Here is a 19,125-nt window from a genome sequence, read left to right on the forward strand (position 1 = left end):
GCGAGGGCCAGACGATGGTGCTCGCGGGCGCGCCGGGTGCCGGCCGGCCCGGTCAGGCCACCGACCGGCTCACCGGCCTTCACCAGCGGACGCAACAGGTCCCGGTCCCGGGCCGGGTCGGGCGGTCGCGGCGACGCGGGGAGCGCGTCGCCGGAGCCAGCGGGATCCACCCCCGGGCCGGACGGACCGGACAAGCGGTCCGGGGCCGACGGCGAGCCCGGCGGGCTCGGAAAGATGACATCAGCGACGGCCCGGCCGTTGAGGTCATGGCGGCGGACGACCCGCTTGCGCCCCCCACGGGTGCTCTTGCCGACCGANCTCTTCGCCACGGGTTCGCCGTCGACCTCGACCAGCTTGTAGACGAACCCCGCGGTGGGCGCCCCCGCACCGGTGACTAGGCTGGTGCCGACACCGTAGCCGTCTACTGGGGCGTCGCCCAACCGGGCTATGGCGTGCTCGTCCAGATCCCCGGTCGCGATGATCCGTGTTCTGGTCGCGCCGAGGCCGTCAAGCTGCGCGCGGACGGCGCCGGCGACCCGACCCAGGTCCCCGCTGTCGATCCGGACGGCCCCAAGCTCGGTGCCCGCCGTCGCGACGGCGGCTGCGACCCCCGCAGGGACGTCGTACGTGTCGACGAGCAGCGTTGTGCCGACACCGAGGGCTGCGACCTGCGCGGCGAACGCCTCGGCCTCGCTTGGATGAACGAGTGTGAAGGCGTGCGCGCTGGTACCGACGCTGGGGACCTCGTACGTCCGGGCAGCCTCCAGGTTCGACGTGGCCGCGAAACCCACGAGGTAGGCCGCGCGGGCGGCGGCCACGGCGGCGGCCTCATGGGTGCGCCGAGATCCCATCTCGAGACAGGGCCGGTCCCCGGCCGCCCCAACCATCCGGGCCCCAGCGGCCGCGATCGCGCTGTCGTGGTTGAGGATGGCGAGCACGAGTGTCTCGAGCAGCACGGTCTCAGCGAAGGTGCCCTCGACGGCGAGCACGGGCGTCTCGGCGAAGAACGGCTCGCCCTCGGCGAAGCCATGGATGTCGCCGCCGAAGTGGTAGTCCGCCAGCCACTGTGCCGTGGCCTCGTCGATGACATCGGCGGCCCGCAGAGCAGCTAGCTCGGGCGGCCCGAACCGGAAGTCCGCCAGCGCATCGNGCAGCCGACCGGTGCCGGCGAACACACCAAAACGNCGACCCGGCGGCAACGATCGGGTGAAGACTTCGAAGACCACACGGCGATCCGCCGCGCCGGACCGGAGCGCCGCGCGCAACATGGTCAACTCATAGTGATCGGTCAGGAGTGCCGTCGACATCCGGAACACGGTAGGGACGAGCAGGCTCCGATGCGCGCCGACCGGCGATTTGGCGGGCGAGGAAAGGGAGTGAGTTCATCCCGTCGGGGTGCGTTGATCTTACAGTGGGTGAACGTCGATTCCAACACGGCATGCACTACACGTTCCATCGACCTTCAGTAGCACATGAGAGAGCCTCGACGTGACCACGTTGATCAGCGCTAGGCCGATCAGCGCTAGGACGATCGGCACCAGGCCGATCAGCGCAACCCCGACCGGCCCGACGGCGAACACGGGGAGGATAACCGCGAGAACGGTCGGTCACCTTCGGTCGCGACCCGAACAGAAACACTCTCCGGGGATCCCCGGGGATCCCCGGGGTCGGCGTGCGATCGTCTTGACCGTGGACCACAGCAATGCCGGGATCTTCCTCGTCACGGTCGGCGGGGCGCTGTTCGCACTGCTGGTGCTCGGCGGCCGGGCGGGCCGGGGCATCGCGCGCGAGGTCTGGAGCCGTATCGGCTTCTTCCGCTGGATACTCCTCCTGATCATCATTGTGATCGTCCTCGACCTCGCGGACGGACTTCCCAACCAATGAACATACATTCGACGGGAACGCCCTCGCATAACACATGGCACCGAGGATGTTGCTGGAAGCCGCAAAATTACACCCACACGAGATGTTCGAATTATGTCACTGCACCCCTAGATGCCCGGCTCGTTATGCTCACTTCGCGTAACACGATTGTCGGACGAGAGGGTTGCGGGTGACCGGTCACACTTGGCTATGGACGCCGCCGCGTTCTACTCCCACCAGCGTTGGTGTGGGCCAACTCCTACGCGCGTACCGGCAGGCCCACGGCCTCACGCAGCAGCAGCTCGCCGACCGTCTGGGCTTCGACCAGTCCTACGTATCCAAGGTGGAGAGCGGCCGGCGGGCTATCCACGACATCTCGACGCTCCGTCACATCGCCCGCAATCTGGCGCTGTCCCCCGAGGACGTCGGCCTGGCCCCAGGATCGATGACGGACCGTCGCCGGGAGACAGCGCCGCGCAGTCCGGCGGCCGAGCNGGCCGCCGCGAGCCAACGCGCGTGGCGGCTCACCCGCGATCACCTCAACCACCATCGGATCAGCCTCGCCCGCGCGGCGGTGCGGCTCTACCCGGAAACCGACCGACTCGGCAGCGGGCTACTGGCCCGACCCGGCTGGGTGTGGGACACCCCGGTGGACATCGACGATGTCACCCTTGGGTGGCACGATAGCGCCGAGGCCCCCACGATCAGGGGAGACGAACCCGAGACGGCCGGTAGCCGGCCCCTGCTCGGTGGAGGCGGTCAGCAGAACCGCTACCAGCGCTACACGCGGGCGATGCGGGACCTCGACCGGCCGACCCTGTTCGAGAACCGGCTCAGTTTTCGCCTGCTCGATATCGGCGGTGACGGGNCCGCGGGNCCGNCAACGGACAACCANCCNTCGCTGAGCTTCGCCCNCACGACGTACTTCGACGCCGTCGACGTCTGCGAGACCGTCGCACACGAGACGGCGGCCGCGATGGCCGGCAGCGGACTGTCCTGGCCCGCGCTGCCCTTCCGGGCGCNCATCGGAGATCCGTTCGACTTCACCCGGCGGGCGGCCCTGCCGTCCATCAACACGCTCACGATCCGCCACGATCGCGGCGGCCAGGCGAGCTTCTTCCTGCACCGGCGCAGCGCGGGCTCGGTCGCGACCGCGGGCGGGGTGTACCACGTCATCCCGGCCGGGGTCTTCCAGCCGTCGGGCATCACCCCGTTCCACCATGAGGCCGACTTCGACCTGTGGCGCAACATCATGCGTGAGCTGAGCGAGGAGCTGCTGGGCAACCCGGAGCACGACGGCAGCTCGTCCAGCCCGATCGACTATGACACCGACGAGCCGTTCCGTTCGTTCGAGCAGGCGCGTCGGTCCGGCGCCATGCGGGTGTCGTACTTCGGGATCGGGCTGGACGCGCTCACTCTGTTCGGCGAGATCCTCACCGTCGTCGTGGTGGACGCCGACGCCTTCGACCGGCTTTTCGGCAGCATGGTCCAGACCAATGCCGAGGGATCGGTCGTCACCGCGGGTCCGAACCGGTCGGTGACCGAGGGCATCCCGTTCACCCACTCGGCGCTGCGCCGTCTCGTCGACACCGAGCCCATCGCCCCGTCGGCCGCCGCCTGCCTGGAACTCGCCTGGCGCCACCGGGAGACCCTCCTCGGGATGCGCATGCGGGCCGCATCCTGATCCCGGACATGCGCGTCCTTGTCACCGGCGCGGCCGGCTTCATCGGCGGAGTGGTCACGGACATGCTCNCCNCCGCCGGACACCAGGTTACGGCGATGGTCCGCGAGCCGATGACCACGCCGCGGTTCGCCCCCGATGTCGAGGTGGTGGCCGCGGACCTGCTCGATCCCCGCCAGCTGGCCGCGGCGGGGGTCAGCCGGGGATTCGAGGGGGTGTGCCATCTCGCGGCCCTGACCCGGGTGCGGGAGTCGCGGCTGGATCCCGTGCGCTACTTCCAGACAAACCTGACCGGCACCATCAACCTGCTGGCCGCCCTGGAGGAGGGCGCCGAACACACCGGGGTCGCACCCGCGTTCGTCTTCGGATCCACCTGCGCGGTCTACGGCAACGTCGACCTCGCCCGGATCCCGGAGACCTGCCCACCCGACCCGGCGAACCCCTACGGAACCTCCAAGTTCGCCGCCGAGCGGCTGCTGTCCCACCAGGCCGGCACCGGGCTGCTCGGCGCGGTGATCCTACGTTCCTTCAACGTCGCGGGTGCCGTCGCGGGACACATCGACCGCGACGGCAGCCGGATCATCCCGGCGGCGATCGCCGTGGCGAGCGGGTGCCGGGACGTGTTCCGGGTCAACGGGGACGGCCTCGCGCTGCGGGAGTACGTCCACGTCGTGGACATGGCGACGGCCTACCTGACGGCGCTGGTCGCCGCGCGCCCCGGGCACTGCGCGGTGTTCAACGTGGGCAGCGGCGTCGGGGTGAGTGTCACCGACGTGCTCGCCGCGGTCGGCCGGGTCGCCGGGCGCCCGGTCCGCCGCGTCCACTGTCCGCCGGTCTCCGAACCGAGGACGCTGATCGGTGACAGCACCCGGATCCGCGCCGATCTCGGCTGGAGCTCTCCGGCGTCGAGCATCGACCGCATCGTCGCCGACGCGTGGCGCTGGGGCCGGGGGCCGGCACCGGCCGGGGCCACCGCCCTGCCGCCACGCCAGCGGATCGCTCCGAGCATCACCTGAGGCCCCGCGGTGGCCCCGCGGTGGCCCGCGATGCGGCAGGCATCGGCCCGCGGTGCGGCAGGCTGCGGCTGGCATCCCTCCCGGCCCTTCCCCCNGGCCCGACAGCCAGCCGCCAGCCGACAGCCGACAGCCGACATAGAGTAGCAGACTGGTTGCAGACGGGCATACTTCGCAAGGCCTTCCATCGGCCGGCTTATCCTCGTATACCTAATGCGACGGAGCTTCCCGTGCCGCCGGAGCTCGCCGGGAACAGCCGTGGGCCACCCGACGGAGCACCTGTTCATCTCCGCACACTAATCTGACGCCTGTCGTGACCCGGATCATCTCGGGGGCGGGCTCCACGCGGAGGCTCCGCCGCACGACCGCGCCGCCCGCACGACCGCGCCGCATGACCGACGACGACATGCTCCTTGGGGGAGACGAAAGTGGACGAGCAGACCGCTGGGACCGATAACCCGCGGCCCACATCGCGCCTGGTGGTCGACGTGGTCCGCGCGCTGCGCGGATGGGTGGTGATGGCCGCCGGCGGCGTACTTCTGCTCGGCTGCTACCTGGGTGTCTCCAAGGAGACGGACGTCGCTTTCCAACTACCCTACGTGGTTTCCGGCGGTTTTGGGGGCCTAGCACTCATTCTGGTGGGAAGTGCGCTGCTGGTGGCCGACCGCTTCGACGCCGCTCAGGCCGCCCAGGCCCACACCGCCGGCCAGGTCGACGACCTACACTCGCTGATCATCGCGGCGGCGGGCGCGGGTGCCGCACCCGAGGCCGGTCAGCCGGCCACCCGCCCCCAGGGCTCGTACCAGCAGACCGGCTCGTACCAGCAGACAACGGCCACGCACCAGCAGAACTCGCGCTTCGCTGTGACGGNCCCCGGGAGCGGCCAGGCACCCGCCGCGAATGCCACCACACCCGGCCAGCACGCCTGACAGAGCCTGCGTTTCCAACGATGCCACGGTGCGGAAGGCGAGCAGTTCCGTGATCACATGTGACCCGGCGGACGGCGACGACCGGACGGCAGGCGGCGACCGGCTCCCAGGGAGTGCCCGGTGACCAGCATCGACCTGGGACTGGCGGGGNTCTCCCTCNGGGCGATCGCCGCCCTGTCCGGTATCGGCCTGCTGGTCACCTACCGCACCAACGGGGTCCTCAACCTGGCCCAGGGCGGCATCGCCACGCTGGTGGCGTACGTCTTCCGCGAGATGGTGGTCGTGTGGGGGCTGCCGATCTGGCTGGCCGCCATCATCGCGCTCGCCGTGGTGTCCCCCGGGATCGGCCTGCTGCTGGAGCGGTTGGTCTTCCGGCCGCTGGCCCGTCGCCGCGCATCGGCGGCCGAATCCCTGGTCGCCAGCCTCGGTGTGCTGGTCCTCACCCTCGGGATGACGGCGGGCATCTGGGGTCTGGGCTCGCGTAGTGACGCACCAAGCATCTTCCCGAACTCGTCGGTGAAGCTGTTCGGTGACACCCGGATCGGTGTCGACGCGCTGGCCGAGCTCGCGATGGTCGTGGTGTTCTGCGCGGTCATCGGCGTCATCGCCACCCGCACGGTGTTTGGCCGCCAGATCCGCGCGGTCGTCGACGACCGGCAGCTCGCCGAGCTGTCCGGTGTTCCCGCGGACCAGGTCGCCGCGGCTGGCTGGGCGGCGGGGACGACGCTCGCCGGCCTCACCGGCATCCTGCTCGCCCCCCGCTTTCAACTCACCCCGTACGGGCTGACCCTGCTGGTGCTGGAGACCTTTGCGGTGGTGGTGGCGGCCCGGCTGTCGAGCATGCCGGTGGCCGTCCTCACGGCCCTGGGCATCGCCGTCCTGCAGAGCGAACTCAAGCAGTTCACCCTCGACGGTAACGCGGGCCAGATCCTCACCGTCCTGCAGTCGAACCTGTTCATCGTCGCCCTGCTGGTCCTGCTGCTCGCGGTGCCGAAGCTGCGCGAGCTCGGCACCGGCGACTCCGGGACCACCGCCAGCTTCTCCAGCCGCGGCGCACCGCCGTCGGGCCCGGCCAGCCAGACCAAGGCCCGCCGCGACTTCCTGGGCAAGCTCGGCGGTGCCGCGCTGCTGCTCGCACCGCTCACCTTCGCCCCGTCCGATCTGCGTTCGGCGTTCATGGTCCCGGCGCTCGCCCTCATCTTCCTGTCGATGGTCATCGTCACCGGCTACAGCGGCCAGCTCTCCCTGGGCTCGGCCGGCTACGCGGGCCTCGGGGCGCTGCTGTCACTCAAGCTCGCCAACGGTGACCTGTTCGGACTGCCGAAGCTGCCGGGCGTCGCGTCGATGTTCATCGGCGCCCTGCTCGTCGCCCCGATCGGTCTGATCACCGGCTACCCAGCGATCCGCCGCCGCGGCCTCACCCTGGCGCTGACCACCTTCGCGGTCGGCGCCGTGGTCAGCCGTTTCGTCTTCGAACAGCCCACCTTCGCGACCGGCCTCTACCTCGACCCGCTGACGTTCTTCGGCTGGGAGCTGCCCGACGAGGCGTTCTACGTCCTTGAACTGGTCTGCCTGGGCCTCGGCCTGTTCTTCGTGGGTAATCTGCATCGCGGTCGGCTCGGTCGGGCGCTGCTCGCCGTGCGTGACCATGCGGAGGGTGCGGCGGCGGTCGGGGTTGACGTCCGCAACCTCAAGCTGCTGGCCTTCACCGTCTCCTCCGTCGTCGCCGGGCTGGGTGGTGCGCTGCTGGTGCACAGCAGCTACTCGTTCTCCGCCGACGACTTCGCACCGTTGCAGAGCCTGCTGTGGTTCACCGCCGTGGTCGTCTTCGGCGCCGACAGCGCGGCCGGCGCGATCGTCGCCGCGGCGTTCATCGTCACGATCGACGTACTGGCGCCGGCCGGATCCTCGATCCTCGCCATCGGCATCCTCGCCCTCGCCCTCGGCTGGATGCCCGGCGGCCTGGCCTCGGCCGTCCGGGGTCTGCTGCGGCTGCTCGCCCTCCACCTCGCGGACGGCTTCGTCGATCCCAACCATCGGGCACCGCGTCCGGTGCCGGTGCGCATCTCCGCCGTCGGATACCTGCCAGCGACCACTGGCATCACCGGCGTCACCGGGATCTCCGGGATCCCCGGGATCGGCGCGCCGCTGGGGGCCGCCCAGCCCGGGCCATCCGCGAGCTGGCCTCCGGGCCGCTCCTCGCCCGTGCTGCCACCGGGCTCGCCGCGGCCGACCCCGTTCGGGGCCAGCCTGCTGACCCTGGTGCAGGAGTATGCGGCCCGGTCGAGCGGCGCACCGCTGCTGCCCCCCGCGCCCCGCGGCGAGCGCGGTGGCCTGCCCGCCGACGTCTACCCCACCTCACCAGGTCACGTGGGCCACGAGCAGGGGGGTTCGGGACCCGCGGCGGCGACCTCCCTGCGGGACGGAGGTCGGGTATGAGTCGGCACGTGCTACAGGCCGTTGGCCTGGTCCGCCGCTACGGCGGTCTGACCGCGGTCGACCACGTCGACCTTGTCGCCCCCCAGGGCGTGATCACCGGCCTCATCGGCCCGAACGGTGCCGGGAAGTCGACGCTGTTCAGCCTGCTGACCGGGGTCGAGCAGCCCGACGAGGGCAAGGTCCTGCTCGACAAGAGCGACATCACAAAAATGCGGCCGGACATCCGGTCCCGGCGTGGTCTGGTGCAGACCTTCCAGGTTCCCTCGCTCTTCCCCACCCTCACGGTCGCGGACAACCTGCTTGTCGGCGCGGAAAACCGGCACCGGGACTATGCCGGCGGCCTGCTGGGCCTGGCGTCNAAGGGCCGAGGACACGTCAGCCGCCTCGTCGAGGAAACCCTCGGCTCCCTCGGCCTGTCCGACCTGCGGGACACCATCGCCGGCACGCTGCCCACCGGTGCCCTGCGGCTGGTCGAGTTCGCGCGGGCGCTGTGCGCCCAGCCGGACATCCTGCTGCTCGACGAGCCCGCCAGCGGTCTGGACAACGACGAGACCGCCAGGTTCTCGCAGCTGCTGCGCCGGACCGCCGACGACGGGGTCGGCATCCTGATCGTCGACCACGACGTCGACCTGGTCTTCTCCGTCGCCGACCAGGTGTACGCCATGGTCGGCGGTCGGGTCGTCGCGTCCGGCGATCCCGGGCACGTCCGCGACGACCCGACCGTGCGGTCGGTGTACCTGGCCCAGGCTGCCCATCGCCACGATGAAACGGTCCTGAAGCAGCCGCAGGAGGCACGGTGACCACGGCGACGGCCGAACTCGAACTGACCGGGGCACGGGCCGGCTACGGGACCGTGGAGGTCCTGCACGGTCTGGACCTTGCCATCCCCCCCGGCAAGGTCACCGCCCTGCTCGGGGTCAACGGCGCGGGCAAGAGCACCACCCTACGGGTGCTGGCCGGGCTGATCCCACTGCGTTCGGGCNGTCTGACCTGGCGCGGCGAGGACATCACCAAGGTGTCCACCGTCGACCGGGCCCGCCGAGGACTGATGCTCGTGCCGGACGAACGGGCCGTCTTCGCCACCCTGTCGGTCCGGGACAATCTGCAGATCATCGCGGAGGCCAGCGGGCANCCCGACATCACCCCCGCGCTGGAGTCGTTCCCCCGGCTGCGGGAGCGGCTGACGCAGCGGGCCGGATCGATGTCGGGCGGTGAGCGGCGAATGCTGGCACTCGCCCGCGCCCTGCTGGCCCGCCCCTCGGTCCTGATGGTCGACGAGCTGTCGCTCGGACTATCCCCGAAGGTCGCCGCGGACCTGTTCGGCTGGCTTGCGACGGTCGCATCGNCGGGCACCACCGTCGTGCTCGCCGACCAGTACACCGAGCAGGCCCTGGCGATGGCGGACCTGGTCTACGTCCTGCACCGGGGCGAGCGGTCCTTCGCGGGCGGGCCGGAGGAATTCCGAGCGTAGGGCCGCGAAAGGCCTCGGTGAAAGGCCCCCCGATGTGAAAGGCCCCGGTCGAGGTTCCCTCCGCGGTGCCGTGGAGGGTTGCCCCGACCGGGGCCCGGGATCACGCAGGCGGTCCCGCGAGAGATCAGCCGGCCGGGTAGGGCAGATCCGGGACGGTGAAGCAGTTGGTGTTCATGTCCTTGACCTGGGTCACCCAGCCACCCTGGTTGCCGTTCGCCGAGTCCTGCCAACGGGCGACGTTGAGGCAGTTCTCCTCCTGCGACGGCGGTTCAGGCGACTTCTTGAAGTTCCGGCCGGTCGGGATGAGCAGGCCGTGACCGTCGTAGTCCTTGCCGCTGTTCATGTACGCCTCGACGCAGGCGCGGGTGACGTCGGCGCCGCAGGAGCGGATCGCGTCGGTCAGCCACTGGGCCGAGGCGTAACCCTCGAGCATCCACAGGTTCATCTTGGCCACCCGATCGGGCGCGGCCGCCTGCAGATCCTTCTGGAACGTGGCGACCGCGGGAATCTGAGTGTCCGCATAGTTGGCGGTGCCGCCGGTGGAGTAGATCGTGTTCCGGCAGTTCGGGGAGGCGCTGTAGACCTGGCGGATGTTGTTGGCCCAGCCCTGCGGCGGGGNCACCTTCGCCGTGATCGGCAGTTTNTGGGNCTCGATGGCGTTGCACAGCTGAGCGTTACCGCCGTCGTCCATCGCGTCGAAGACGATCTGGACGCCGCGCCGCTTGAGGTCGAGGACCGTTGCGTCCCAACTCGGGGCGCCGAGATTGATCTGCTCCTCGACGACCGTGTAGCCCTCCTTGCGCAGGCCGTCCNCGATCGACTTGGCGTACCGCTCCGACGGGGCGACGTTGTAGTACACAACCCCGGCGACGTTGGTCTTCAGATTCTGCTTGAACCAGCGGTAGATCTCGGTCCCCGCGTAGAGCGTGCCGTTGTAGCCGGGACGGCTGCCGGTGCGCGGATAATAGCTGCCGTAGATCGAGTACAGGTGCGGATACTGATCGTAGGCGGCGGACACGGGCTGGCCGCCGATATCCGGAACACCCTTGGAGTTGATGTACTGCGCACCCGTGTAGTCGAACGCCGTCACCCCGGCGAGCGCGAAGACCTTCTCGTCGTCGACGAGCTTGTGCGCGCAGTTCGCATTTCCGTCCCCGCTGCCCTTGTCGTCACACTCGACGAGGTTCACGGTGCGCCCGTTTACTCCGCCCGCGGCGTTGAGCGCCTTGAAATAGGCCCGCGCCCCGTACAGTGAGGCGGAGAACGTGTCCGGTCCGAAACCGCTGCTCAGGCCAGCGATTGTACCGATCTTGATCTCGGTCGGCGTGACGCCGATATCCGAAGCTGTATTGTTCGACACCCCGGCCGGTTTGTTGCCGGCCGAGGTCGTTCCGCTGCTACTGGCCCGGCTGCCGCAGGCGACGAGCGCCAGCGACGACAGCACAATGGCGGCGGCGGCGACGAGCGATCTCGCTCGCATGGACATGCTCTCCCCTGGTAGATCGGTGACGCTCGAAACGTTATTGCCGATCAACATCGTCGACGCTTCAGCTGACGACAGCCGGTCCCACTGCCGACTATGTACCGCTAGTTACATCAATGGGCGTTACGGACAAACATTCGGCGCCACCAGCTTCGACGCACCGGTGCGGTGCTCGCGCGATCGGCCGGTGCCTTCTCCAAAGTCGGGGTGCTCCCCCCGGCCCCGTCTTCCCCGCCTTCCCGGCGTGCGGTACCCCCGCTCGCCGGCTCGTGGGTCTCCCGGCTCGCGGCCGTCCCTGTGGGCAGGGGCGCACCGACTACCGGCCGGCTGCCACCCCCGACGCCCTCGGCGCGCTCCGTGGGAGCCCCCTGCTCCCCGGAAAGCTCGGTTACCGTACCGCCCGGCGACGGAGAGGCATGCGACGCACCACCTACCGCATCGAGTGAGGCCGGGACGATCGTGCTGCCCAACACGGACATCGCCTCGTCCAGGGCGGCCAGGGCCTGGCCGATCACCGTGACCGGATCCTCGGCGCGCCCCGGGGCCGGCACGGCCGGCGCCGGCACGGCCGGCGCCGCACCCGCCTCGGCGACCGGGCCGGGCTCGACGACCTCAATGACCTCGACGACCTCGGCGGCCGGCTCGGCGGGCACGTCCACCGGCTCGCCATCGACCGCCTGCTCATCGGCGCCTGTGGCCGTGACCGCCTCGGCTGCGGCGACGGCAGGCTCAGACCCCGCAGAAGCACGTTCAACCGACGCGGAGACGTCGGGAACAGGCTGGGCCGACGGGAACTCGACCGACGCGGACGCATCGGGAACAGGCTCGGCCACGGCGGGAGAAGTGACCTCCTCGACGAGCGCTGAGGGGACGACATCGGCCGAGGGGACGACATCGGCGGATTCCGACTCCTCGGGCGGCGAGGTCGCCGCGAGCGTCAGACGGTTGAGAATCAGGCCGTCGGGACCCTGCCCCCGGTCCAGCCGCCCCGCCTGCGCGAGCTTCCGGCAGACCTGGTTCACCGTGCCCCGGCTCGCCCCGATCGCCGCCGCCAACCTGCCGTCGTCCAAACCCGCGGGAACTTTGGCAAGCTGGTCGAGTATCCGGTCAGCAACAGTAGCCACAAAGCGGGACGGTATACGCCATCTCCTATTCGCCGACAAGCGGGGTCACCCCACGCGGTAACCGTGTCCGTCCCGCTGCCGATGGCACTCGCAATGCCACTCTCGGCGGGCGCCCNGNCCGCGGCGGCACACACCCCCNCCCNGTCGCCTGATCCACGTCGTTCACGCCGCGACCGGCAGCGCCTCGCCCGGGCGCAGCGGGAGCTGTCCCGCACGCGGCAGGGTCGGTGAAGCGGACGAAGGCCCGGGCGAAGGTGGCGCGGATCCACGGCCGGATCCGCGACCGGCGCCGGGATCATCCGCACACGCCGTCCACGAGGATCATCCGCGAGAACCAGACGGTGGTCGAACCATGGGGCCACGGCGAGCAAGGACCACGGCGGCGGGCTTAGCCCGGCCGTCGCCGGGAAGGTCATGCGGCGAGGCGTGCCGGGAGCGGCCCGGGACGCACCGATATCAACAGTGGCCGGACTCGCTTTGCTGGGCGGAATGTTGCGGGATGTCCCAAGCAGGCCGCGCCGCGTCCGTGGGCCGGTCAGGGAGACAGCCATGGCGCAGCCAGCCTCGGGTTCCGAGCAGTTCGACCCTGGTTCCATCACAGCCGACTCCGAACAGCCGTGGTACCGCGAGGATGCTCCCCTGGAACCCGCGGAGATGCTCGACAGCGACGATCTCGGCTCGACGGATGCCGGCCGAGATCCATTGGACGACAGTTGGGACGCGCCCGACAGACCGAGTGCCGGCGTCCGCTATCCGAGCACACCGCGTGAGGAGCGTGCGGGGCCGTCCTTCGATCGGCAACTCGCCGCGGAAACGCCGGACGCCGACCCCTACCTGGAAGCCGAGCGGCGGGAGTCCGGGGCTGTTCTCGATGCGGACGCGTACGGCGAGGGGACGACGACCCTCGCGGAGGATTACGACGCGAACTTCGCCATTCCCAGCATCGTCACGCCGGACGTGGATGCACGCACGGCTGAGGAGGGCGCACTGCACCTGGAATAAGGGCGCTCTGCGTACTCGCGGGAATACGAAGCACTCGCGGGAATACGAAACGCCGATGGTTCGGTCGACGGTCCAACCGACTCCCGGTTGCCACGGACGGTTACCACGGAGGGCGGCTCAGGCCGGGGCCGACCCGGGCAGGTCCGGAACGCCACCGGCGGCTTCCCGCCTGCGGTAGGCAAGTCCCGCGAAGACCTCCATGGCGACGCGATGGGCGCTGTTGACCGTCGTTTCCGCGTGGTCGTACGGCGGGGNGACTTCGACGATGTCGGCGGCCACAAGCGGCGTGTCGAGCGCGATCTGACGGACCGCCCGCAGCAGGTCGGCCGGGGNCATCCCCCCNGGNTCCGGGGTGCCGGTGCCCGGCGCGAACCCCGGATCCAGGACGTCGATGTCGACCGACAGGTACATGGCCCGGCACCCGTCCGTGGCCTGCGCGATCGCGTCCACGACGACGTCACGGCTGCCCCGCTCCCAGATCTCGTGCATGAGATGCCAGGTCATCTCCTGCTCGCGCATCCAGGCGAAAACGTCCGGCGGCGGCCAGTAGCCGCGCAGCCCCACCTGGACAAAGTTGCGTCCACGCACGGCACCGGACTCGATGAGCCGTCGCATCGGAGTGCCGTGCGAGGCGAGGTTGCCGTCGATGACGTCCGCGGTGTCGGCATGCGCGTCGAAGTGCAGCAGACCGAGTTCACCCCAGCCCACGGCGTCGGCCACGCCGGTTGCGGCCGGCCAGGTGATCGAATGGTCGCCACCGATGACGAGCGGGATCGTGCCGAGCCCGGCGATCCGCGCGACCTTGGCCCGGATGTTGCGATGGGACGCCTCGGTGAGCCCATGCGGACAGTGCGCGTCGCCAGCGTCAACGACGTCGAGCCAGTCGAAGATCTCGATACCGAGGTCGAGATGGTAGGTGCCGGGGTTGTAGGCGTTGGCCCGCATCGCCCGAGGGCCGAACCGGGCGCCGGGACGGTGGGTCGTCGAGATGTCGAACGGAGCACCGACGACGGCAACGTCGGGCCGGCGGGCCGCCAGCGCCTCCGTCCCGGGCAGCCAGGGCAGTCCGCAGAAGGTCGCGAGCCCCGCGTAGCCGGGCGCGTCCGGACCCGGCTCACGATCGCCGTTTCGTGCCGTCATCCGTCCCTCCGATCGGGCCCTTCCACTGTCCCACGGTCCGCCACCCCCGGTCCGCCACCCACTGNTCCGCGCCCCGGTTACGCTTCTCCGGTGGAGGTCGCGGCACCGCACCCAGACCACCCGGCACCCACGGCGTCGGAACCGACCGGCGCGGCCATGGCTCTGCGCACCCCGGGCACCCCGGGCACCCCGGGCACCCCGGGCACCCCGGGCACCCCGGGCACCCCGGGCACCCCGGGCACCCCGGGCACCCCGGGCACCCCGGGGACGATTATCGGCGCGGGCCGGGTCTGGTCACCGCGGGCCCGGTTGGCGGGTTTCGCCGTGCTCGGTGTAGCCGCCGTCGGCGTCTGCGGCCGGGTGTACCTCGTCGACCCCGCCCAGCCGGGCCACTACCCTATGTGCCCGTTCCGGTGGGCCACGTCCCTGGACTGCCCTGGTTGCGGCACCCTCCGCGGCCTGCACCAGCTCCTGCACGGACACCTCGCGGCCGCGGCCGACTACAACGTCTACTTCGTCATCGCCGCCCCGATGCTGGTGTTCGGCTGGATCGTGGCGGNGGCGNGGGCGGCCGGCNGGCNCCNCCCGTTNCCCNGGGTNCCGNCCCGCCTGCTTCCCGCCGTTCCGATACTGATCATCGCCTTCTGGGTGCTGCGGAACCTGCCGTTGCCCGGCTGCCGCTGGCTCGCATCCTGAACCCGGCGGCTCAACGGCGGCCCAGCAGGTAGCAGGCGATGGCGGCGGTCGCCGCGACGTTCAGCGAGTCGACCCCGTGCGCCATCGGAATCCGGACCCGGGCCGTCGCCGCGGCCTGTGCCGCCGCCGACAGCCCGGCGCCCTCCGTGCCCAGCAGCAGCGCGACCCGGGCCGCCGCCGGCACCGGCGCAGGTGCGGGCGCAGGTGCGGGCGCAGGTGCAAGCGCGGGCGCGGCGCGGGGGGTGAGTCCGGCCGCGAAGGAGCCAAGATCCTCGGCGTCCGCCGCCGGAGTCAGCGCCAGCAGCGTGAACCCGGCATCCCGCAGCAGACCAAGGGCCTCCGGCCAGGGTTCGAGCCGGGCGTAGGGGACGGCGAACACCTCCCCCATCGACACCCGCACGGAACGCCGGTAGAGCGGATCGGCGCAGCGCGGGCTCAGGAGCACCGCGTCCATCCCGAGTCCCGCGGCCGAACGGAAAATCGCCCCCAGGTTGGTGTGGCTCACGATGTCCTCACACACCAGTACCCGCCGGGCATCGACCAGGAGGTCGGCGGCGGCGCGGGGCGGCTGGCGGCCCATCGCCGCAAGCGCCCCCCGATGCACCTCGAAGCCGGTGATCGCCGCGAGCACGTCGGGTCCCGCGACGTACACCGGGACGTCAACGCCGAGGTCCGCGGGCACGGCCGCCAGGCGCGCCGGCGAGACCAGGACCGAGCGCGGCCGGTAGCCGGCCCGCAGCGCCCTGGTTATCACTCGTTCACCCTCGGCGATGAACAGCCCGTCGGCCGGCTCCCGCCGACGGCGCAGCGCGACGTCGGTCAACGAGATGTAGTCGTCGACCCGGGGATCACCCGAATCGTCGATCATGATGACTGGTGGGGTGGCCACGACCGTCACGCCGACCGTCACGCCGACCGGCCCGCCAGCCGACCCCGCACACCTGCTCACGTCACCTGGCACGCCACGACCTCCCGGGCACGGACGCTTCACCCGACCGTAACGTGCCGGCCGCAGAATCAGCGGCCATGGCCGATCCGCAGAAGGCCCCCACGCTGACGTCCGCCATGCCCGCCATGCCCACGTCCGCCACGCCCGCCGTCTCCCGTCCCGTCGCCGTTCCCGTTCCCGCCGACCTGGTCGTCGTCGGCGCCGAACTGGTCGCGACGGTGGACGCCGACCGCCGGGAGATCCGCGGCGGGTGGATCGCAGTGACGAACGGCCTGGTCAGCGCCCTCGGCGGTCCCGACGAGCCACCGCCTCCCGCCGTGCGCACGTTGCGGGCGGACGGCTGCCTGATCACTCCCGGCCTGGTGAACACGCATCACCACATGTACCAGAACCTCACCCGCGCGTTCGCTCCGGCCCTGAACGGCACGCTGTTCACCTGGCTGTCGACCCTGTACCCGCTGTGGTCCCGGCTGGACGAGGAGGCCGTGCACGTCTCCGCCTACGTCGGGCTCACCGAGCTCGCCCTCGGCGGTTGCACGACGACCACGGNCCACCTGTATGTGCATCCGCGCGGGGGCGGAGACCTCGTCTCCGCCGAGATCGCCGCGGCGACGGCGCTGGGCATGCGCTTCCATCCCAGCCGCGGATCGATGTCGCTGTCGGTGAAGGACGGCGGACTGCCGCCCGACTCGGTGGTGCAGGACGACGACGAGATCCTCGCCGAGTCGGCCCGGCTGGTGGCCCGCCATCACGACCCCTCGCCGGGCGCCATGGTGCGGATCGCCCTGGCGCCCTGCTCACCGTTCTCGGTCAGCCCGGAGCTGATGCGGGCCACGGCGGAGCTCGCCGAGTCGCTCGACGTGCGGCTGCACACGCATCTCGCCGAGGACCCCGAGGAGGACGAGTACTGCCTCGCGCGGTTCGGCCGGCGTCCCATCGACCAGTTCGCCGAGGTCGGCTGGGGCGGCGACCGGGCCTGGGTGGCGCACTGCATCCGCCCGAACCCCGCCGAGGTGGCCCGGCTGGGCGCCTGGGGCACCGGGGTCGCGCACTGCCCGAGCAGCAACATGATCCTCGGCGGTGGGCTCGCCCCGGTCGCGGAGCTGCGTGCGGCGGGGGNACCGGTGGGACTGGGCTGTGACGGCTCGGCGTCGGCGGACTCGGCGTCGCTGTGGCTGGAGGCCCGCACGGCGATGCTGCTCGGGCGGCTGCGGCACGGCGCCGCGGCGATGTCGGCCCGGGACGCGCTGGAGATCGCCACTCGGGGCGGGGCCGGCTGCCTCGGCCGGGCCGGGAAGATCGGCGAGCTGTCCGTCGGGGCGGTGGGCGATCTGGTGGCATGGCCCCTCGACGGGGTCGGCTTCGCCGGGGCGCTGTCCGATCCCGTCGAGGCGTGGCTGCGCTGCGGCCCGGTCGCGGCCCGCCACACGGTGGTCGCGGGTCGCGCGGNCGTCCTGGACGGCCATCCGGTGCATCCCGACCTGTCGGCGATGCTCGCCCGCCACCGCGAGCTCGCCGCCGGCATGCAGGCAGCCTTTGACGATGCCGGCATCGCTGATGCCGGAACCGCTCCCGGCGCCGGGCGGGCCGCGGGTACGACGGGAGCCAGGGCGGCCGGGGCCCGGTGAACGCCGACGGGACCGACCCTGGTGGGATACCTCCGCGAGGTGTTTGATACAAAGCAATGGGCCAGTCCGGGTCGGTTGGCGACGTCACCCGTTCGGCCCCGGCGATGGCGTTCCGGCGACNCCCGCCGGGACGTCACCCCCCAGCAGCCGCCGCCGGTGCCGCGTATCGACCCCCCCGATCGGTGCGCATCGCACCGGCGGCGGCCTCGACCGGTCCAGGACCAGGGCGGCCGCGGGCCGGATGAACTGCGCGCCTTCGCCGTCCGCGTGGGCGTGCAGCTGTAGAAGCGGACAGGGGCATCCCGCCGGGGGAGGTATCCGGCGGTGTACGTGAGGCCGACACTGGGGGCATGCCGACGTTGCCGACCGATGTCGTCGCCCGTCTGACCGCCGCGCTCGCACCGATCGATACGGCGGTCATCGCTCGTCATCCCGGTGATCCGGGAACCCGCCAGCCGGTGCACACCTGCTACCTGCCCGCCGACCGGATGCGCCCGGACATTGTGCTGGCCTGGGGGGAGGCAGCCCGGGAGCTCCTGGCCGCCCGCGGCACCGACCCGGCCAGGCTCGCCGCCGCCACCGGGGGCGACCCGGACCCGGTCATCGCCGAGCCGGTCCACGCACACGTGCTGCACGCGCTGACCGTTGAACCGCTGCAGGATCTGCGGATCGACCTGGAGGACGGCTACGGCGTCCGGATGGACGACACCGAGGACGCCGACGCCGTCGCGGCGGCCGTCGCCCTGCGCGCCGCCGCGGCGGCGGACGCCCTGCCCGCGTCCTACGGCCTGCGGATGAAGTCGCTGGACCCGGCCCTCCGGGACCGGGGACTGCGCAGCCTGGACCTCTTCCTCACGGCGCTGGCCGGCGACGACGGCCCACCCGCCGGGTTGGTGCTGACCCTGCCCAAGGTGAGCGCCGCCGCGCAGGTCGCGGTCTTCGCCGATCTGCTCGCCGAACTAGAGCAACGCCTCGACATCGCCCCGGTGCCCTTCGAGGTGCAGGTGGAGACCCCGGCCGCGGTTCTCGCCCTGCCGGCGCTGGTCGAGACCGGTCTTGCACTGGGCCCTGGACGCCTCGTCGGGCTGCACGTCGGCACCTACGACTACTCGGCGGCTCTCGGCATCACCGCCGCGCACCAGGCCAGCGACCATCCGGCGGTGGAGTACGCCACCACGCTGATGCAGCTCGTCACCGCCGGCACCGGAATCCGGGTCGCGGACGGGTCCTCGAACCTGCTGCCGATCGAGAGCCCGACGGACGCGACGGAGGGCACCGCAACTACGGAGGGCACCGCAACTGTCGAGGACACGGCGGGCCGAGGTGTCCACCGGGCCTGGCGGCGGCACGCCGAACTGGTGCGCCGCGCCTGGTACCGGGGCATCTACCAGGGCTGGGATCTGCATCCGGGTCAGTTGGTGAGCCGGCACGCGGCGGTGGCCGGCTGCCTGCTGGCCGGGCTCGACGAGGCGCTGGGCCGGCTTTCCTCCTATGCCACCGCGTACGCCACCACGTACGCCACCGCCCGGCATCCGGGAGCGGTCGCCGACGAGCCGGCCACCGGCCGCGCGCTCGCCGGGCACGTCCTGCGGGCGCTCGACGCCGGCCTGCTGGACGACGCGAGCCTGACCGCGGCTGGTCTCGACCGGGTGACGGTCAACCGCTTCGGCGGCAGACCGGTCGCCGCGGGTTGACGACACCCGCCAT

At 71.4% G+C, this 19,125-nt stretch carries 16 protein-coding genes and 1 pseudogene; 12 read left to right on the forward strand and 5 right to left on the reverse strand.

All coding sequences use genetic code 11. The annotated features are described in order from the left end of the window. Nucleotides 1-1,307, reverse strand: a 1,307-nt coding sequence (locus tag CED_RS24150; protein WP_035908287.1) for a nicotinate phosphoribosyltransferase, incomplete at its 3' end; no start/stop codon positions are given. 382 nt (nt 1,308-1,689) lie between these two features. Here CED_RS24150 and CED_RS00575 point away from each other — a divergent pair. The 7 genes from CED_RS00575 (at nt 1,690) to CED_RS00605 (ending at nt 9,396) form a co-directional block, all read left to right on the forward strand. Beyond that, on the forward strand, nt 1,690-1,884 hold the full coding sequence (locus CED_RS00575) for a hypothetical protein (RefSeq protein WP_035732600.1): 195 nt from the start codon (nt 1,690-1,692) through the stop codon (nt 1,882-1,884). A 169-nt stretch (nt 1,885-2,053) separates the two neighbouring features. After that, nucleotides 2,054-3,547: a helix-turn-helix domain-containing protein gene (locus CED_RS00580; RefSeq protein WP_035908131.1), complete on the forward strand. Its 1,494-nt coding sequence runs from the start codon at nt 2,054-2,056 to the stop codon at nt 3,545-3,547. An 8-nt stretch (nt 3,548-3,555) separates the two neighbouring features. After that, nucleotides 3,556-4,560, forward strand: coding sequence for an NAD-dependent epimerase/dehydratase family protein (locus tag CED_RS00585; RefSeq protein ID WP_035908132.1), 1,005 nt, complete (start codon nt 3,556-3,558; stop codon nt 4,558-4,560). A gap of 425 nt (nt 4,561-4,985) precedes the next feature. After that, complete coding sequence (locus tag CED_RS00590) at nt 4,986-5,486, forward strand: hypothetical protein (protein ID WP_035908133.1); 501 nt, start codon at nt 4,986-4,988, stop codon at nt 5,484-5,486. 120 nt (nt 5,487-5,606) lie between these two features. Further along, nucleotides 5,607-7,925, forward strand: coding sequence for an ABC transporter permease (locus CED_RS00595; RefSeq protein WP_035908134.1), 2,319 nt, complete (start codon nt 5,607-5,609; stop codon nt 7,923-7,925). Then, a complete protein-coding gene (locus CED_RS00600; protein ID WP_011435307.1) occupies nt 7,922-8,725 on the forward strand; it encodes an ABC transporter ATP-binding protein in 804 nt (267 codons plus the stop codon). The genes CED_RS00595 and CED_RS00600 overlap by 4 nt, the downstream gene beginning before the upstream one ends. After that, nucleotides 8,722-9,396 carry an ABC transporter ATP-binding protein gene (locus tag CED_RS00605; RefSeq protein ID WP_035908135.1) on the forward strand — a complete coding sequence of 225 codons (675 nt, stop codon included), beginning with the start codon at nt 8,722-8,724 and terminating at the stop codon, nt 9,394-9,396. The genes CED_RS00600 and CED_RS00605 overlap by 4 nt, the downstream gene beginning before the upstream one ends. 124 nt (nt 9,397-9,520) lie before the next feature. Here CED_RS00605 and CED_RS00610 read toward each other — a convergent pair whose 3' ends face one another. Then, nucleotides 9,521-10,876, reverse strand: a complete 1,356-nt coding sequence (locus tag CED_RS00610; RefSeq protein WP_035908136.1) for an ABC transporter substrate-binding protein — start codon at nt 10,874-10,876, stop codon at nt 9,521-9,523. A 116-nt stretch (nt 10,877-10,992) separates the two neighbouring features. After that, entirely contained in the window at nt 10,993-12,003 is a 1,011-nt protein-coding gene (locus CED_RS00615; RefSeq protein WP_035908137.1) for a hypothetical protein, read from the reverse strand. 153 nt (nt 12,004-12,156) lie between these two features. Between CED_RS00615 and CED_RS25940 the strand changes: the two are divergent. Both CED_RS25940 and CED_RS00620 read left to right on the forward strand, forming a co-directional pair. Continuing rightward, nucleotides 12,157-12,350 (forward strand): annotated as a pseudogene (locus CED_RS25940) (transposase); the annotation flags it as partial. A gap of 202 nt (nt 12,351-12,552) precedes the next feature. Further along, on the forward strand, nt 12,553-13,005 hold the full coding sequence (locus CED_RS00620) for a hypothetical protein (RefSeq protein WP_023841205.1): 453 nt from the start codon (nt 12,553-12,555) through the stop codon (nt 13,003-13,005). Between the two features lie 117 nt (nt 13,006-13,122). Here the strand turns inward: CED_RS00620 and speB are convergent, their stop codons facing one another. Continuing rightward, nucleotides 13,123-14,145 carry an agmatinase gene (gene speB / locus CED_RS00625; protein ID WP_035908138.1) on the reverse strand — a complete coding sequence of 341 codons (1,023 nt, stop codon included), beginning with the start codon at nt 14,143-14,145 and terminating at the stop codon, nt 13,123-13,125. 156 nt (nt 14,146-14,301) lie between these two features. Between speB and CED_RS25845 the strand changes: the two genes are divergently transcribed. Further along, a complete protein-coding gene (locus tag CED_RS25845; RefSeq protein WP_035908291.1) occupies nt 14,302-14,841 on the forward strand; it encodes a DUF2752 domain-containing protein in 540 nt (179 codons plus the stop codon). A 10-nt stretch (nt 14,842-14,851) separates the two neighbouring features. Here CED_RS25845 and CED_RS00635 read toward each other — a convergent pair whose 3' ends face one another. After that, entirely contained in the window at nt 14,852-15,709 is an 858-nt protein-coding gene (locus tag CED_RS00635; protein ID WP_035732640.1) for an RNA methyltransferase, read from the reverse strand. A 197-nt stretch (nt 15,710-15,906) separates the two neighbouring features. Between CED_RS00635 and CED_RS00640 the strand changes: the two genes are divergently transcribed. Beyond that, nucleotides 15,907-17,418, forward strand: coding sequence for an 8-oxoguanine deaminase (locus CED_RS00640; protein WP_035908294.1), 1,512 nt, complete (start codon nt 15,907-15,909; stop codon nt 17,416-17,418). 350 nt (nt 17,419-17,768) lie between these two features. Beyond that, entirely contained in the window at nt 17,769-19,112 is a 1,344-nt protein-coding gene (locus tag CED_RS00645) for an aldolase/citrate lyase family protein (RefSeq protein ID WP_035908139.1), read from the forward strand. Nucleotides 19,113-19,125 lie beyond the last annotated feature (13 nt).

The sequence above is a fragment of the Frankia sp. CeD genome (genome assembly GCF_000732115.1).
Classification (GTDB): Bacteria; Actinomycetota; Actinomycetes; order Frankiales; family Frankiaceae; genus Frankia; species Frankia casuarinae.